The organism is uncultured Roseobacter sp., from assembly GCF_947495275.1.
GTDB lineage: Bacteria > Pseudomonadota > Alphaproteobacteria > Rhodobacterales > Rhodobacteraceae > Roseobacter.
The window spans coordinates 22,696-37,652 of sequence record NZ_CANLYL010000004.1 but is presented as its reverse complement, the minus strand read 5'-3'; the positions used below and the strand labels follow the sequence as shown (position 1 = coordinate 37,652).

The following is a 14,957-nucleotide window of genomic DNA, read 5'->3' as shown; positions in this document are numbered from 1 at the left end:
TCAAAGCCAGTTGATGTCGTCAAAACCGCGCTCGATGTAGCCGCCCTTGGAAAAGGACTCGCCCTCGTAGCCGAAGATCGGCCAGACGTCTTTCTGGTTGTAAAGACCGGTCACAAGCCCGCCACGGATCTGCTGGAAAAACGCGCTGTCTTCCATCGCACGCAACAGATCGACCCTGTCGCGCTCCCACCCGATGGAGAGGTAATCCGCATGGCCCTTGCCTTGGGCTGCGGCATCAAGTGCTGCAATGCCTGCTTCAATGCCGGGAGCAGCCTTTGCCGTGTCGTACCCCTTGACGGCTGCCGCGTAATGCAAGTCCGGCACCTGATCATGCGGATAAATATCGCGCGCCATCTGGATCAGCGTGGCCATAGTGTGCGGTTGCAGCGCCTGAAGCTCCATCGCCCAGGCCGCATCCGAGCCTGCTACAAAGCTGGCTCCCAATACGAACGTACCGCCTGCCGCAACGCTGCTTTTGAGCAACTCGCGACGGGTTATTCCCTTCGCTCTAGGTTGGTTGGTCATTGAGTCTCCTCCCTCAATCTTGGTGAATTTCTGTGTCCCGCTGGCAACGTCAGAGAAAGCGTCCGCTGCGTTCGAGAACTTCGATCTGATAGCCATCAGGGTCAGCCACGAAAAAGAACTTGCCGACGAGTTTGCCGTCCGGCGCAAATTCCACGATTGCGCGCGGGGCCAGCCCGGCGGCCTCAAACCGCGCATGTTCTGCTTCCAAATTGTCCACGGAGACAGCAAGATGGCCGTAGCCATTGCCCAGATCATAGGGCTCGGACTGCCCCTTGTTGACAGTCAGCTCCAACTCGAAAGCGGTTTCGCTGTTGGACAGGTAAACCAGCGTGAAATCGGTGAAGTCCAACCGGTCGGCGACCTCCAGCCCGAAGGCGTCGCGGTAAAAGGCGACCGACTTTTCCTCGTCGAGCACACGGATCATGCTGTGAATTGCTTTGGCCAAAAACCTTTCTCCCTTTTTGAGCGTCCTCGCTTGCGACCAGCAGAACACGGGGAGATCGGCGGGGGTAGTAGCGGAGTACTACCAAGCCTGTTTTTGGGATGTCGCGCTATTCAGCGGCGAATTTGACCGCGGCGTCCTCTTTCTTCTTGTCCAGAAACACAAGACAGGCGCAGCGCAGAAGCGATGAGAAATTGGACGGCTCCCCGTGCAGTTCGAGAACTTCGCTGTGCAGAGTGGAAATGAAAGCGGGCGTGGACTGGTCGCTCGCTTCGGCGATCTCATCAAGGATGTCCCAGAAGCTGTTTTCAAGCCGGATGCTCGTGCTTTGCCCGTTCAGGCGCAAGCGCCGGGTCGTGTGTTCATAGCGATGTGGATCTTGTCCTGCAAATACCTGGCACATGTTTCTGATCTCCCCTGGTCCGAACGTCTCTGGCTGTACCCCGATGGACGTCGATCTGATCCTATTGAACCAAAAAAACGCCGCTGCGTCCATCTGGACGACCTAGACCTTTCGGACCGGTCCCCCGCCCCCCGGGATACTGCCTCCGAACAATCTGAAAAACCGCCTAGATTGCCGCCGAAGCTGCAAGAAGCGATTGGGAATAGGCGTGTTTGGCGGTGCTGTTGCGCAAATCATCCGACATCATGATTTCGACGATTTCACCGTCCTTCATGACCGCAAGCCGGTCGCACATATGGCCGATCACTGGCAGATCATGCGACACCATCAGATAGGTCAGCTTGTGTTCGTCACGCAGATCGGTAAGCAGATTGAGAATTTCCGCCTGCACGGAAACATCCAGCGCTGACGTGGGTTCGTCCAGCAACAGGATGTCCGGCTCTCCGGCCAGCGCGCGCGCAATGGCCACCCGTTGCCGTTGTCCGCCCGAGAGTTGATGCGGGTAGCGAAAGCGAAACCGTTTGCCCAGGCCCACATCTTCGAGCAGCTTTTCGACCCGCCTGTCGATGTCCTGCATGCCATGCAATTGCAGGGTCTCGCTGAGCACCTGATCAACGGTGTGGCGCGGGTGCAGCGAGGCGTAGGGATCCTGAAATACCATCTGCACGGTCTTGTAGAACGCCCGATCCCGTTTGGCCCCCAGAAGGGTTTTGCCTTCCACGGTAATCTCGCCCGACCATGTGGGTGCCAGCCCGGTGATTGCCCGAAGGATGGTGGATTTGCCGGAGCCGCTTTCTCCGACAAGGCCAAAGCTCTCGCCAATTGCCACGTCGAACCTTGCGGATTTCACAGCATCAACGCGATCATGGTCAGCGCCAAACCAGACATTGAGATTTTCGATGCTGAGTGCTGTCATTTCCCACCTCGCACGCTTTGTGCATCCGACCATGTCGCATCACGCTTGAGGACTTCGAGATGCTTACGCGGCTGATCAAGCCGCGGCAGTGAATTCAACAGTCCGCGCGTGTAGGGGTGCTGCGCCTCATGCAATTTGTCCGCATCGCAAACCTCAACGATGCGGCCCGCATACATGATCAGCACCCGGTCGCAGAATTCCGAGATAAGGTTGAGGTCATGGCTGATGAAGATCAGCCCCATGCCGCGCTCCTTGACCAACCCGTCCATGATGTCGAGCACCTGCCGCTGCACCGACACGTCCAGCGCGCTTGTGGGTTCATCCGCGATCAGGATCTGCGGATCGGGGATCAGCATCATGGCGATCATGATGCGCTGCCCCATGCCACCCGAAACCTCGTGGGGATAGGCCCGCATCACCCGTTCCGGATCGCGAATGGAGACGGCTTCCAGCATCGAGATGGATTTCGCCCGCGCCTGTGCCTTGGAGGTGTTGTTGTGCAGCAGGTAGGCTTCCATGATCTGGTCGCCAACCGTCATCACCGGGTTGAGCGAAAATTTCGGGTCCTGCATGACCATGGAAATCCGCTGGCCGCGTACTTCGCGCATCTGCGGCTCGCTCAATGCAAGCAGGTTCTGGCCTTCAAGGGTGATGTGATCGGCCTCCACGATCCCCGGTTTGCGAATAAGCCGCAGGATCGCCCGCCCGGTCATGGATTTGCCGGATCCGCTTTCCCCGACGATGCCCAGCCGTTCACGGTCCAGTGAAAAAGACACGCCGCGCACCGCATCAAAGACACCCTGCCGGGTGGGAAATTTGACCCAGAGGTTTTCAACGTCGAGCAAGCTCATTGGCCACTATCCTTTGGGTCAAGCACATCACGCAACCCGTCACCGAGCAGATTGAAGGCCAGCGAGACAGTGAAAATTGCCAGCCCCGGCACCGTGGCGACCCACCAGTGATCGAGGATGAAACGGCGGCCTTCGGAAATCATCGCCCCCCATTCGGGACTGGGCGGTTGCGCGCCAAGCCCCAGAAACCCAAGACCGGCAGCGGCCAGAATGATGCCCGCCATATCCAGCGTGACCCGCACGATCAGCGAAGAAATGCACAGCGGCCATATGTGTTTCGTGATGATCCTGAGCGCCCCTGCTCCTTGCAGCCGAATGGCGGAAATATAGTCAGAAGACCGGATGGTCAGCGTCTCCGCCCGCGCGATCCGCGCGTAAGGCGGCCAGGCGGTCAGCGATATTGCCAGCACCGCGTTTTCGATCCCCGCCCCCAAAGCCGCCACAAAAGCCAGCGCCAGGACAAGGCGGGGAAAGGCGAGGAAAATATCCGTGATCCGCATCAGGATCGTGTCCGTCCACCCACCCGCATAACCTGCCACCGTCCCCACCAGCAATCCGGCCACCGGAGCGATCAAGGCCACAAGTGCGACGATGTATAACGTGATGCGCGACCCGTAGATCAGGCGGCTGAGGATGTCCCGTCCCAGGCTGTCCGTGCCCAGCAGATGCCCTTCCGCGCCCATCGGCTGTAACCTGTTGCCGAGGCTTTGCACGAAGGGATCATAGGGCGCGAGAAACGGGGCAAAGAGCGCGACCAACAGCAGGAAAATCAGGATACCAAGGCCGAACATCGCCATCGTGTTGGAGCGTAGCGACAGCCAGCCCTGATAGAAATTGGCCAGCCGCGCATGGCGGCGCGACGTCGGTGCATCGGTCAGCAACCACTCGCGCCAGGTTGGGTTTGGGGCACTCATGTCACTCATTTCGACCTCGGATCAAAGACGCGGTACAGCAGATCAGACAGGATGTTCAGGCAAATGAAGATCAGCCCTACTACAACCGTTCCACCCAATACGGCGTTCATATCCGCACTGAGCAGCGCCGTGGTGATGTAGCTGCCGATGCCCGGCCAAGAGAAGATGATCTCCGTCAGGACCGAGCCTTCGAGCAGGTTTGCGTAGCTCAGCGCGATCACGGTGATCAGTTGCACCCGGATGTTGCGAAAAGCATGACGCCAGATCACCGCGCGCTCCGACATGCCTTTGACGCGGGCGGTAGTGACATATTCGGCCGACAGTTGTTCGAGCATGAAAGACCGGGTCATTCGGCTGATATAGGCCAGCGAATAGTAGCCCAGAAGCGCTGCTGGCAGCACGATGTGAGAAAAGGCGTTTCGGAACACCGACCAGTCACCGGCGATGGCGCTATCGACCAGGATCATACCCGTGCGCGAGGGCACGATGTCCTGATAGAAGATATCCAGACGTCCGGGCCCCCCGACCCAACCGAGAATACCGTAGAAAACCAGCAAACCCATCAGGCCCAGCCAGAAGATCGGCATGGAATATCCCACCAGTGCGACAACGCGGGCGATCTGGTCGATCCACGACCCGCGACGCACGGCGGCGATCACACCCAAAGGCACCCCCAAAACGATGCCGATAATGACACCCAGTGTGGCAAGCTCCAGCGTGGCGGGAAACACCCGCGCAATGTCCTCGGACACGGGCCGCGCATTCAGCAATGACATACCGAAATCGCCGCGCACGACGTCCCAGAGATAATACAGAAACTGGACCAGCAAGGGTTTGTCCAACCCCAGTTGCAGGTAGACCGCGTCATAGGTCGATTGCGAGGCGCGCTCACCGACGATCGCCAGAACAGGGTCGATGGGCATCACGCGCCCGATGATAAAGGTGATGAAGAGAAGCCCGAGCATGGTCACGGCAATCGAACCGAGCGTCAGACAAGTCCCCTTGATCCACGAAGCGAGAGGCGCCCGGCGGCGCCCCCCATTGGTGTCTGTAATGGCCATTTACTTGGTGATCGGCCAGTAGGATACCGCTGTGGTCGCACCCCCAAGGTTGACGTTTGCCACGTTTTCACGTTGCGCCGTCTGCTCGATCTTCTGGAACATCACCGCGAAGGGGGCGGTTTCGCGGAAAGTGGCCTGAATTTCCGCGTACATGCCACTGCGCACATCGCGGTCGTTCTCCACCACGGCTGCGGCCGTTTTCTCCGTCAACCCGCCCGTGTCCCAGCTGTTGCGCCAGGCCAGCAGACCTGTGGCCTGAGCCTCGTCCGAATTATCGGGATTATAGGCGAAAGTGCCGGCATTTGTGTGCGGGTCGGGATAATCCGGGCCCCATGCACCCAGATAGACATCCAGTTCCCGCGCCCGGTAGCGTGCGAGGATCTGTTTAGCGGTGCCGACCGTAATGTTCAGCTTGATGCCTGCTTGAGCAAAGGTGTTTTGCAGCGTCTGTGCAATCTCGATGCGCTCTTGCGCTTCACGCACGCCCACCTCAAGCTCCATGCTTTCCACTCCGGCAGCCGCCAGCAGTTCCTTGGCTTTCTCCACATTGAGCGAGAACGGGTTTTCATCCACGGCCCCCAGGAAAGTACGCGGCAGGAAGTTCTGGTGAATCACATACTGGCCGTTCAGGAAACTTCCTTCCATGCCTTTGTAGTCAATCAGGTACTTCAGCGCTTGACGCACTTCGGGCTTAGACAACTCAGGATGTTTCTGGTTCATGGAAACATACATCAAACGTCCGCGCAGTTCGTCAGTGATGACAACACCCTCTGCGCCACGTGCACCCGCGATGTCTTCGGGGTTGAGGTTGCGGGCCATATCTATGTCGCCGCGTTCCAGCAGCAGGCGTTGAGAGGCGCTTTCCTGCACATGGCGCACGATCACGCGTTCCATTGCCGGGGCACCGAGATAGAAATCAGGGTTCGATTGCAGCGTGACACTCTCGTTCGGCTTCCAGCTCACCAGCTTGTAGGCCCCTGATCCGGCTGAATTTGTCTTCAGCCAGGTGTTGCCCATGTCGCCGTCAGCCTCATTGGCCATCACGGTTTTCATATCCACGATACCACCGATGGTCGAGGTCAGGCAGTTGAGCACAAAAGAGGTCGCATAGGGCTTGTCTGTCGTGATGGTCACCGTATTGCCATCTGCTACAATGGTCTGTTCGACGTTGTCTGCGGTAAAGCCAAACTGCGTCAGAATGAACGCAGGTGTCTTGTTCAGGATCACCGCGCGGCGCAGGGAGAATTCAACGTCCGCCGCCGTCACCGGATTGCCGGAATGGAACGTCAAACCATCACGAATGGTAAAGGTGATGGTTTTGCCGTCGTCCGAAACCGTCCAGCTTTCCGCCACCTCGGGCTGGTAGCCTGCATCCAGGTTCATCGGATCGAAATTGACAAGTTTCTGGTAGACATTGCGGCTGACGTCGGAGCCCGCGAACTCAAAGCTTTCCGCCGGGTCCAGCGTCGTAATGTCGTCAATCCGGTTGGCAATCACCAGCATGTTCGCAGGTGTTTCAGCGATCCCCATCGGGGCTGACGTGACCGCAAGCGCCAATCCAAGGGCGGCACCGGTCATCAGTCTGTTAAAAGCATTCATGATCTATCCTCTTTGCTGTTGGTATTTGATTTCCCGGCCAATCGCGCCCTCAAGACCCCCAGGTCTTTTCAAGGACGCGCAGCCAGTTTTCGTGGCACAGTTTCCTGATGAGCGTGTCATCATATCCGTGCTCTGCCATTACTTCTCGAAGCTTCGGAAGCTCGGCGATTGTCGTCAAGTCTTCCGGAACGACTGCTCCGTCGTAGTCAGACCCCAGTCCGACGCGGTCTTCTCCCAATATACTGATGAGATGATCCAGATGCCGCAGCACCTGACTGAGCGGGACATCTGACAACATCTTGCCGTCTTTACGCAGGAAGGCAACAGCGAAATTCAGCCCCACCATACCATCGCTCTCGGCAATCGCGCGCAATTGATCATCCGTCAGATTGCGAGAATGTTGGCAAATCGTATGGGCATTGGAATGGGTGGCCACCAGCGGTGCATCGGAATGCCGCGCCACATCCCAAAAACCCGCCTCGTTCAGATGAGACAAATCCACCATGATGCCAAGCGCATTGCAACGCTTGACCAGCCGGATACCGTGATCGGTCAGGCCATCTCCGATGTCCGGCGTCGACGGAAACCGAAATGGCACGCCATGACCGAAAATCGTGGGGCGGCTCCACACCGGGCCAATAGACCGCAGACCGGCAGCATAGAGCACATCCAGCATGTGCAAATCGGCGTCGATTCCTTCCGCCCCTTCGATATGAAATATTGCGGCAATCTTCTCATCGGTGAACGCGCTGCGGATATCTTTCACGCTCCGGCAGACCTTCAATGCGCCTTTGCGTTCCAACTCGAAGAGGATCGCCGCCTGCGACGCAACCACCGGGATGGCGTCTTCCCATTCAATCTCTTCCGGCAAAGGAAGGTCGTAGGTGTCCTTGGTCATTTCCTGGAACTTAAAATCAAGATCGGTCGGCGAGGACACATAGACGGCGAAAAACCCACCGCCAAAACCACCCTGGACCGCTTTGGGCAAATCGACAGCACCGTCGCGCCCGTTCACGAAAAGATCGGCCTGTGCAACCCCACCTGCGCGGAACAGTTTCAGCAATACGTCATTATGTCCGTCAAAGATGAGCGGTGCAGTGTCTGGCACTGAAGAACCCCCGGATTTTCCCACATCGCCACAGTAACCAAAAGTTTTTTGCATTGGTTAGAGGAAATGCTATGCGTTTTACTCATAGAGCTAGTGGCTTTAAAGGATACCGCGTGAGCAAGTCAAAAACCTGGCATTCCATACCGGAATACAACGCGTTGCGCGCGCTGATGCAGTCCGGCACCACAACCGGGGCCGCTCATCATCTGGGCCTGTCGCAATCAGCCGTCAGCCGATCCATCGCCAACCTTGAGGACCGTCTCGGCACTGCCTTGTTCGAACGCGAGGCTGGCAGGCTACGCCCCACCCAGGAGGCGGTGCGCCTGAACCGGCGCCTTGATCCGCTCTTTGAAGCACTCGACCGGATTGATGGCCCGGCCGAACCCGTTCAGGAGACCTTAAGGCTCATCGCACCCCCGACCTATGCGCATCGGTTCCTGATCTCGCTGATCAACAGCTTTTTGACAATGAACCCGAATTTCTTTGTGAGCTTCGAGGTGAATACCTCCGAAGAAGTCACGCGCGGCATTCTGGATGACCGGTTCGACCTGGGCGTCACCGGCGTTGAGCAAAGCCGCGCCGGGGTCAAACTGCTTCCCTACAGGCTGTCGCAGGCGGTCTGTGTGATGCCGCATGATCACCCGCTGGCGGAGCGGTCCGGGATTGAGCCGCAAGACCTGCATGAGCACAACATGATCGCCCTCACACACCGTCATGCACGGCGTGGACAACTGGAAAGGCTGCTGCATCAGAGCAGAAGCGCACCCCGCATCGTTGCAGAGGTTTCGACCTCATTCGCGGCAGCGGATCTGGCGAAGGAAGGATTGGGGCTGACCGTCATCAACCCCTTCCCGCTTTATCACTACCGCTCCGATGATCTGGCCTTTGTGCCGTTCCAGTCAGCGATCCGGTATCAGAGCTATTTTGTGACCTCGGACACGCGCCCCGTCCCCCGAATTGCGCGAGCATTCATGCGCCATTTGCGGCTTAATACACCCCCCGACCCGTTTTCGCGCAAAGGATGACCGCACAAAGCCATCCTGCGCAAGCGACGTCGATGCTCCCTGCCAATTGCCATTTGCAATTCGTTTTCCCATTTGCAAAACCAATGCTGGCAACGACATAGCAACTGAAATCTTCCGCAACTTGCAAACGCACCGGGCAAATCTAAACGCCGTCGGAGCACGCTATACCAGATCGTCTCAACGAGCCGATGGCTGTCAAAAAACGCTGACCCAGCCGGCATAGAACAGGACAGCACATGACGTCCCCTGCCCTGAAAACGGCCATCACCGGTCTCTTCACCGGAAAAATCCAGACCCCCTGGCGAGACAAGCCCGCTTCCGCGATCCACAAGACTGCTGTCAGCGGGAAACAAGTGATCACGTCCTTGGGATTCGAAAATGACGCCCAGGCAGATCTGCGTGTTCATGGCGGCGCAGACAAAGCACTGCATCACTACGCGGCGGATCATTACGCCGCCTGGCAGAAAGAAGGGATGATCCCTCAGGATCAGACCCCCGCCGCCTTTGGCGAGAATATCTCCACATTTGGCCTGACGGAGGACCAAATCTGCATCGGCGATATCTTCCACTTTGGGTCAGCACTGATCCAGATCAGTCAAGGTCGGCAACCTTGCTGGAAGCTGAACGCCTACACGGCGAATGACGCCATGGCCTATCAATTCCGGAAATCCGGGCGTACCGGCTGGTATTACCGCGTGCTTGAAACCGGATCGGTCGCGGTGGAGGACGAAATCAAACTGGTGGACCGCCCAAACCCGTCCTGGACGGTCGCTTTTGTCACCAGAGCCCGCTTGTCACGCAAAATCTCCGCGGAAAACGCAAGGGAGCTCGCGCGTGTTGCGGAATTGGCGGACGGTTGGAGAACCGCCTTTGAAGCAATGGCGGCTGGCCAAACCCATGAAAATACTGACCGCCGGCTAAAGGGCCCTAGTATTTGATCTTCCCATGCCGGAAAGGTGAGGGAAAACGAACGTTCGCACCAATGATCCGAAGGTGTTACTCTGCTGGGACAGTGGAGCTTATGGCGTTGCGCCTACGATGCTGGATAAACTGATCAAGATTGAAGCGATCCTGACTGCGAAATGCGAGCATCACAGCTGCACCGCAAAGGGCGATAACGCTTGGGTAAAAGAGATGCTGCATTCCTGAAACCTTGCTGACCGGCAACCAGAGCGCGAAGGGATCAAGCAAGGCTGACCAAATTGTCAGCGCGGAAAAACCGGTGACCAAAAGTTGAGCCAGCACAGCATATGTTCGAAAGAGGCCCAGGACGACAAGCGATCCGATGAGCAGTTCTAAATACCCAAATATATATTGCAGGTTTTCGCTGGGAAAGAACCCAAAGTAGAACTTGTCTTGAATCTTGACGCCCATGCCTGGCTTAACGATCTTAGAAAGGCCCCACCAAACCAGCAGCATCCCAAGACTGATGCGGAGCGCCATAAGCGCGAACGCCTGGCGTGTAGTTACCTGCGAATTCATGACCAGCTCTCACTTTTCGGTTTGCAGATCTCGGCTAGACACCAAAGATTAAAATAGTGTTGCAAGCCGCTAATTGTGCGCGTCGAAGAAAGTAGGACTTTTAGACAGATTGCGGCTGTCGGCGGCGCGATGCGGCAACCCTTCCAGCGGCCGTCGCGGTTGCATGCAAGGACGGTGGCACACCGCCTGGCAAGAGAGATCAGAAAATTGAGGGGAAGCGCCCCCTCCTGCGTTCCTTCTCAGTGGGACTGCCCGCTCCGAATTCATAGCCTAAATTGTATCGCTAAGCTTGTAGCGGTGGCTTGCCCCCTGTTTTTACGTCAATCTGCTGATACCTTGTCACCAGCAAAGATGAAGAGGGGATCAATTTGAACACTCCGGTGGGCCGCGCATGACTGATCAATCCGTCGCAATGGGCTCCGTGCTGCTGCGCAACATGCCGGGAGCATCGGCAAGAACGCTGCTCAAGATCGCGCAATCCGGGCGCCTGAATGCCCAAGAGGTCCTGTTCCGTGAAGGTGACCCTGCCGTCAATGTTTACGTCGTGCTGGCAGGACAGCTGAAACTGTCCCGCATTGATGGACAAGGCAATGAAGCGGTGGTTGCCATTCAAAGACCGGGGGACAGCATCGCAACCGCGCTGGCCTTCAGCCCGAATGAATATCCGGTCACCTGCACCGCCCTCACCGAAAGCCGCTATCTGGCCTTTGGCTGCGAGACAATTCGCGCCACACTGATGCACTCGCAGGAAACGATTGGTGCTGTATTGGCCGCCACCTACAAGCATCTGCATGAGCTGGTCGATCAGGTGGCGCAACTCAAGGCAAGTTCTGCGCGAAAGCGCGTGGCACGGTTTCTGGTCGCTCTGTGCGACGGGCCAACCGGATCAGCCACCGTTCAGTTGCCCTATGACAAGGTCGTCATCGCCGGTGTGCTGGGAATGACGCCGGAGACGCTTTCCCGCTCGTTCAACAGGCTGAAAGAACACGGTGTCCGGGTCGACGCAACCCGCGTCACCATCGACGACATCGGAAATCTGATAAGATTCCTCGACAACGAATGACCTCACCGCAAAAAACCCAAATCACTTGACATAAGTCAAGGCAAGCTCATCGCAGCTGACCTACCGTGGACGCTTAGCACGGGAGAGTCGCGTGACCCAAGACAGCGAAACGGTTCCAACGGAAGCGTATGTAGCAAGCAAAGCCGAAGAACGCCGAACATTCGTTTTTCTGGCGGTATTCCTGGCCCCAATTCTGAGCGTCGTCCTTGTTGGCGGCTATGGCTTCACAATCTGGATGTCGCAGCTTTTGCTCGGGCCTCCGAGCCATTGAGGCGCGCATGAAACCATCCGGGATCAACCGTCGGCAATTCCTGCGCGGGACACCGCGACCGACAGAACTGCCCCTGCGTCCGCCTTGGGTAACGCAGCTGAGCCTGCGATCCTGCACCTCTTGTGGCGACTGTGTGACGGCCTGCCCGGAAGATATTTTGCACTTGGACGCCGATCGGAAGCCTGCAGTGGATTTTACTGAAACCGGCTGCACATTCTGCGGAGAATGCGCGAAAGCCTGCACTCACGAAGTTTTCGAGATCACAGACGGACCCGCTTGGGATGCGGATGTAATCGTGTCAGCCAGCTGTCTTTTGCAAAGCGGTGTTTCATGCCAGCTCTGCACGGATTTCTGCGACGTAGAGGCACTGAGGTTTGATATGAACCACCCACCCGTCGGCACGCTTCGCATCGATCAGGAAACCTGTACAAGCTGCGGTATGTGCGTCGCGGCCTGCCCGACATCGGCCATCTCTCTGAAGCCATTTATCAGGGCTGATGCGGCATGACGGAACAGGTCCATATTTCGAGCCTGCTGGTCACGGCGCGGCCTGAACTGGTCCCCCAGGTGGTATCGAAACTATCCGCTATGACGATCGCTGACGTGGCCCACGCGGATGCGGTCGGCAAGATCATCGTCGTTCTGGAAACGCCAGACGAGAGCGTGATCGTTCAGGCACTCACAGACATTCAACTTCTGGACGGCGTTGTCAGCGCTGCTCTGGTTTATCACCACGCGGAGGCTCTCGCCAAAGTCCCGCCGTTACAGCCAGCTGAAGGGAACCCAGCATGACCGATCTTACCCGCCGTGCCGTCATCAAGGCCCAGGCCGTCGCGGCTGCGGCCGCCGCAGCAGGTGTTGCGATACCTGCCTCGGCGCAGAACCTTGTGACCGACGCGGAGTTGACGGAATTGAAATGGTCCAAAGCACCCTGCCGGTTCTGCGGTACGGGCTGTTCGATCATGGTCGCCACGAAAGCGGGACGTGTCGTGGCAACCCATGGCGACAGCAAAGCACCTGTCAATCGCGGCCTGAATTGCGTCAAAGGCTATTTCCTGTCCAAGATCATGTATGGCGCGGACCGCCTGACCCAACCGCTGTTGCGCAAAACCGATGGGGTCTACGACAAGGAGGGGGAATTCACGCCCGTCTCATGGGACGAAGCTTTCGACATCATGGCCGAGAAATGGAAAGCGGCCCTGAAGGACAAAGGCCCCAAGGGCATCGGCATGTTCGGCTCCGGCCAGTGGACGGTCTGGGAAGGCTATGCCGCGTCAAAACTGATGAAAGCAGGGTTCCGGTCGAACAACATCGACCCGAATGCGCGGCACTGCATGGCCTCGGCCGTGGGGGGGTTCATGCGCACCTTCGGCATCGACGAGCCGATGGGCTGTTATGATGATTTCGAGAATGCGGATGCTTTCATGCTCTGGGGGTCAAACATGGCAGAGATGCACCCGATCCTCTGGACGCGGATCGCGGATCGCAAATTCAGTCACCCACATGTGAAAGTCGCGGTCCTTTCGACCTTCAAGCACCGCAGTTTCGATCTGGCGGACATCCCCATGGTGTTCACGCCGCAGACCGATCTGGTGATCCTCAATTACATTGCCAATTACCTGATCGAAAATGACGCGGTGAACCATGATTTCGTCGGCAAACATGTCAATTTCCGCCTGGGAAATCCGGATATCGGCTACGGGCTGCGCCCCGAACACCCCCTGGAACAGGCCGCGACGAACAATGACAAAGTGGGCGGCTCCTCCGAGATGACTTTCGAGGATTTTGCCGCCTTCGTGAAACCCTACACGCTGGAATATGCCGCCGAAATGTCGGGCGTGCCAGCTCATCGTCTGGAGGAAATGGCAAAACTCTATGCCGACCCCGACACCAAGGTGATGTCGCTGTGGACCATGGGGGTAAACCAGCACACACGCGGTGTCTGGGTCAACAACATGATCTACAATATCCATCTGTTGACCGGGAAAATCTCGACCCCCGGCAACTCCCCTTTCTCCCTCACAGGTCAACCATCCGCCTGTGGCACCGCGCGGGAGGTGGGAACGTTTTCCCACCGCCTGCCGGCTGATCTGGTGGTCGCCAATGAGGCGCATCGCAAGTTCGCCGAAGACATCTGGAAACTGCCCGAGGGCACCATTCCGGGCAAAGTGGGCGCGCATGCAGTGTTGCAGAACCGGCTGCTGAAAGACGGCAAGATCAATTGCTACTGGGTGCAGGTCAACAACAACATGCAAGCCGCCCCGAACATGCTCGAAGAAGGCTATCCCGGCTACCGCAATCCCGACAATTTCATCGTCGTATCGGATGCCTACCCCACCGTCACTGCAGAGGCCGCCGACCTGATCCTGCCCACGGCGATGTGGGTGGAAAAGGAAGGCGCTTATGGCAACGCAGAGCGGCGCACGCAATTCTGGCACCAACTGGTGGACGCGCCGGGTGAGAGCCGGTCCGATCTGTGGCAACTGGTCGAGTTTTCCAAACGCTTTACGACCGATGAGGTTTGGGAGGCGGATATCCTGAATGCCAACCCTGAATACAAAGACAAGACGCTTTATGACGTGCTTTTCGCCAATGGTCAGGTTGACGCCTTCCCGCTGGAAGAGACCAGCACAGACTATGAAAACCATGAAGCCGCCGAATTCGGTTTCTACATCCAGAAAGGCCTTTTTGAGGAATATGCGCGCTTCGGGCGCGGTCATGGACACGATCTGGCCCCGTTTGAGACCTATCACGAAACGCGCGGGCTGCGCTGGCCGGTTGTGGACGGCAAGGAAACACTCTGGCGGTTCAAGGAAGGCTCTGATCCTTACGCCAAACCGGGCTCGGATTTCGATTTCTACGGCAAGCCGGACGGGCGGGCGGTCATCTTTGCCCTGCCCTTTGAGCCTGCTGCCGAAAGCCCGGATGACGAATATCCCTTCTGGCTCTCAACGGGCCGTGTGCTGGAGCATTGGCACTCCGGCTCCATGACGCAACGGGTGCCGGAACTCTACAAGGCCGTCCCGGATGCGCTGTGCTACATGCACCCCGATGACGCCAAGGCGCAGGGTCTCAGGCGTGGATCCGAAGTGCGGGTCGCCTCGCGGCGCGGCGAGATAATCACGCGCGTTGAAACCCGGGGACGCAACAAGCCGCCACGCGGGTTGGTCTTTGTGCCATGGTTCGACGCCAGCCAGTTGATCAACAAGGTCACACTGGACGCGACCGATCCAATCTCAAAACAGACGGATTTCAAGAAATGTGCCGTCAAAATTGAGCCGGTGGTGGGGTAAGATC

The 14,957-nt window shown here is 57.7% G+C and carries 17 protein-coding genes; 7 read left to right on the top strand and 10 right to left on the bottom strand.

Annotated features, from left to right (window positions below; genetic code table 11):
* The 9 genes from Q0802_RS09285 to Q0802_RS09245 all read right to left on the bottom strand — a co-directional run bounded on the left by Q0802_RS09285 (position 1) and on the right by Q0802_RS09245 (position 7,819).
* Positions 1-525 (bottom strand): Twin-arginine translocation pathway signal, encoded by a 525-nt coding sequence (locus Q0802_RS09285; protein WP_298916928.1) that lies wholly within the window; start codon positions 523-525, stop codon positions 1-3.
* A 49-nt stretch (positions 526-574) separates the two neighbouring features.
* On the bottom strand, positions 575-970 hold the full coding sequence (locus Q0802_RS09280) for a glyoxalase superfamily protein (protein ID WP_298916926.1): 396 nt from the start codon (positions 968-970) through the stop codon (positions 575-577).
* Between the two features lie 106 nt (positions 971-1,076).
* On the bottom strand, positions 1,077-1,370 hold the full coding sequence (locus Q0802_RS09275) for a ribbon-helix-helix domain-containing protein (protein WP_298916924.1): 294 nt from the start codon (positions 1,368-1,370) through the stop codon (positions 1,077-1,079).
* 166 nt (positions 1,371-1,536) lie between these two features.
* A complete protein-coding gene (locus Q0802_RS09270) occupies positions 1,537-2,286 on the bottom strand; it encodes an ABC transporter ATP-binding protein (RefSeq protein ID WP_298916922.1) in 750 nt (249 codons plus the stop codon).
* A complete protein-coding gene (locus Q0802_RS09265; protein WP_298916920.1) occupies positions 2,283-3,137 on the bottom strand; it encodes an ABC transporter ATP-binding protein in 855 nt (284 codons plus the stop codon). The genes Q0802_RS09270 and Q0802_RS09265 overlap by 4 nt, the downstream gene beginning before the upstream one ends.
* On the bottom strand, positions 3,134-4,051 hold the full coding sequence (locus tag Q0802_RS09260; RefSeq protein ID WP_298917820.1) for an ABC transporter permease: 918 nt from the start codon (positions 4,049-4,051) through the stop codon (positions 3,134-3,136). The genes Q0802_RS09265 and Q0802_RS09260 overlap by 4 nt, the downstream gene beginning before the upstream one ends.
* Before the next feature lie 5 nt (positions 4,052-4,056).
* Positions 4,057-5,112 carry an ABC transporter permease gene (locus Q0802_RS09255; protein ID WP_298916918.1) on the bottom strand — a complete coding sequence of 352 codons (1,056 nt, stop codon included), beginning with the start codon at positions 5,110-5,112 and terminating at the stop codon, positions 4,057-4,059.
* Positions 5,113-6,711: an ABC transporter substrate-binding protein gene (locus Q0802_RS09250; RefSeq protein WP_298916916.1), complete on the bottom strand. Its 1,599-nt coding sequence runs from the start codon at positions 6,709-6,711 to the stop codon at positions 5,113-5,115. It lies immediately after the preceding gene.
* Between the two features lie 49 nt (positions 6,712-6,760).
* Complete coding sequence (locus Q0802_RS09245; protein ID WP_298916914.1) at positions 6,761-7,819, bottom strand: dipeptidase; 1,059 nt, start codon at positions 7,817-7,819, stop codon at positions 6,761-6,763.
* Between the two features lie 113 nt (positions 7,820-7,932).
* Between Q0802_RS09245 and Q0802_RS09240 the strand changes: the two genes are divergently transcribed.
* A complete protein-coding gene (locus Q0802_RS09240) occupies positions 7,933-8,844 on the top strand; it encodes a LysR substrate-binding domain-containing protein (protein WP_298916912.1) in 912 nt (303 codons plus the stop codon).
* A gap of 236 nt (positions 8,845-9,080) precedes the next feature.
* Positions 9,081-9,782 (top strand): MOSC domain-containing protein, encoded by a 702-nt coding sequence (locus Q0802_RS09235; protein ID WP_298916910.1) that lies wholly within the window; start codon positions 9,081-9,083, stop codon positions 9,780-9,782.
* A 58-nt stretch (positions 9,783-9,840) separates the two neighbouring features.
* On the opposite strand, the gene Q0802_RS09230 is transcribed toward Q0802_RS09235, so the two are convergent.
* Positions 9,841-10,326 carry a DoxX family membrane protein gene (locus tag Q0802_RS09230; protein ID WP_298916908.1) on the bottom strand — a complete coding sequence of 162 codons (486 nt, stop codon included), beginning with the start codon at positions 10,324-10,326 and terminating at the stop codon, positions 9,841-9,843.
* A gap of 391 nt (positions 10,327-10,717) precedes the next feature.
* Here Q0802_RS09230 and Q0802_RS09225 point away from each other — a divergent pair, with 391 nt between their 5' ends.
* The 5 genes from Q0802_RS09225 (at position 10,718) to napA (ending at position 14,953) form a co-directional block, all read left to right on the top strand.
* Complete coding sequence (locus Q0802_RS09225) at positions 10,718-11,389, top strand: cyclic nucleotide-binding domain-containing protein (RefSeq protein ID WP_298916906.1); 672 nt, start codon at positions 10,718-10,720, stop codon at positions 11,387-11,389.
* Positions 11,390-11,480: 91 nt separating this feature from the next.
* A complete protein-coding gene (gene napE / locus Q0802_RS09220) occupies positions 11,481-11,660 on the top strand; it encodes a periplasmic nitrate reductase, NapE protein (protein ID WP_298916904.1) in 180 nt (59 codons plus the stop codon).
* Positions 11,608-12,168 (top strand): ferredoxin-type protein NapF, encoded by a 561-nt coding sequence (locus Q0802_RS24740; RefSeq protein ID WP_366523312.1) that lies wholly within the window; start codon positions 11,608-11,610, stop codon positions 12,166-12,168. The genes napE and Q0802_RS24740 overlap by 53 nt, the downstream gene beginning before the upstream one ends.
* A complete protein-coding gene (locus Q0802_RS09215; RefSeq protein WP_298916902.1) occupies positions 12,165-12,452 on the top strand; it encodes a chaperone NapD in 288 nt (95 codons plus the stop codon). Before Q0802_RS24740 ends, Q0802_RS09215 begins: the two co-directional genes overlap by 4 nt.
* Positions 12,449-14,953 carry a nitrate reductase catalytic subunit NapA gene (napA, locus tag Q0802_RS09210; protein ID WP_298916900.1) on the top strand — a complete coding sequence of 835 codons (2,505 nt, stop codon included), beginning with the start codon at positions 12,449-12,451 and terminating at the stop codon, positions 14,951-14,953. The genes Q0802_RS09215 and napA overlap by 4 nt, the downstream gene beginning before the upstream one ends.
* Positions 14,954-14,957 lie beyond the last annotated feature (4 nt).

Bases quoted from the DNA above. Each gene is read 5' to 3' on its own strand.
- Q0802_RS09285 (WP_298916928.1), bottom strand. From the start codon at position 525: ATGACCAACCAACCTAGAGCGAAGGGAATAACCCGTCGCGAGTTGCTC.
- Q0802_RS09275 (WP_298916924.1), bottom strand. From the start codon at position 1,370: ATGTGCCAGGTATTTGCAGGACAAGATCCACATCGCTATGAACACACG.
- Q0802_RS09270 (WP_298916922.1), bottom strand. From the start codon at position 2,286: ATGACAGCACTCAGCATCGAAAATCTCAATGTCTGGTTTGGCGCTGAC.
- Q0802_RS09265 (WP_298916920.1), bottom strand. From the start codon at position 3,137: ATGAGCTTGCTCGACGTTGAAAACCTCTGGGTCAAATTTCCCACCCGG.
- Q0802_RS09260 (WP_298917820.1), bottom strand. From the start codon at position 4,051: ATGAGTGCCCCAAACCCAACCTGGCGCGAGTGGTTGCTGACCGATGCA.
- Q0802_RS09255 (WP_298916918.1), bottom strand. From the start codon at position 5,112: ATGGCCATTACAGACACCAATGGGGGGCGCCGCCGGGCGCCTCTCGCT.
- Q0802_RS09250 (WP_298916916.1), bottom strand. From the start codon at position 6,711: ATGAATGCTTTTAACAGACTGATGACCGGTGCCGCCCTTGGATTGGCG.
- Q0802_RS09235 (WP_298916910.1), top strand. From the start codon at position 9,081: ATGACGTCCCCTGCCCTGAAAACGGCCATCACCGGTCTCTTCACCGGA.
- Q0802_RS09230 (WP_298916908.1), bottom strand. From the start codon at position 10,326: ATGAATTCGCAGGTAACTACACGCCAGGCGTTCGCGCTTATGGCGCTC.
- Q0802_RS09225 (WP_298916906.1), top strand. From the start codon at position 10,718: ATGACTGATCAATCCGTCGCAATGGGCTCCGTGCTGCTGCGCAACATG.
- Q0802_RS24740 (WP_366523312.1), top strand. From the start codon at position 11,608: ATGGCTTCACAATCTGGATGTCGCAGCTTTTGCTCGGGCCTCCGAGCC.
- Q0802_RS09215 (WP_298916902.1), top strand. From the start codon at position 12,165: ATGACGGAACAGGTCCATATTTCGAGCCTGCTGGTCACGGCGCGGCCT.
- napA (WP_298916900.1), top strand. From the start codon at position 12,449: ATGACCGATCTTACCCGCCGTGCCGTCATCAAGGCCCAGGCCGTCGCG.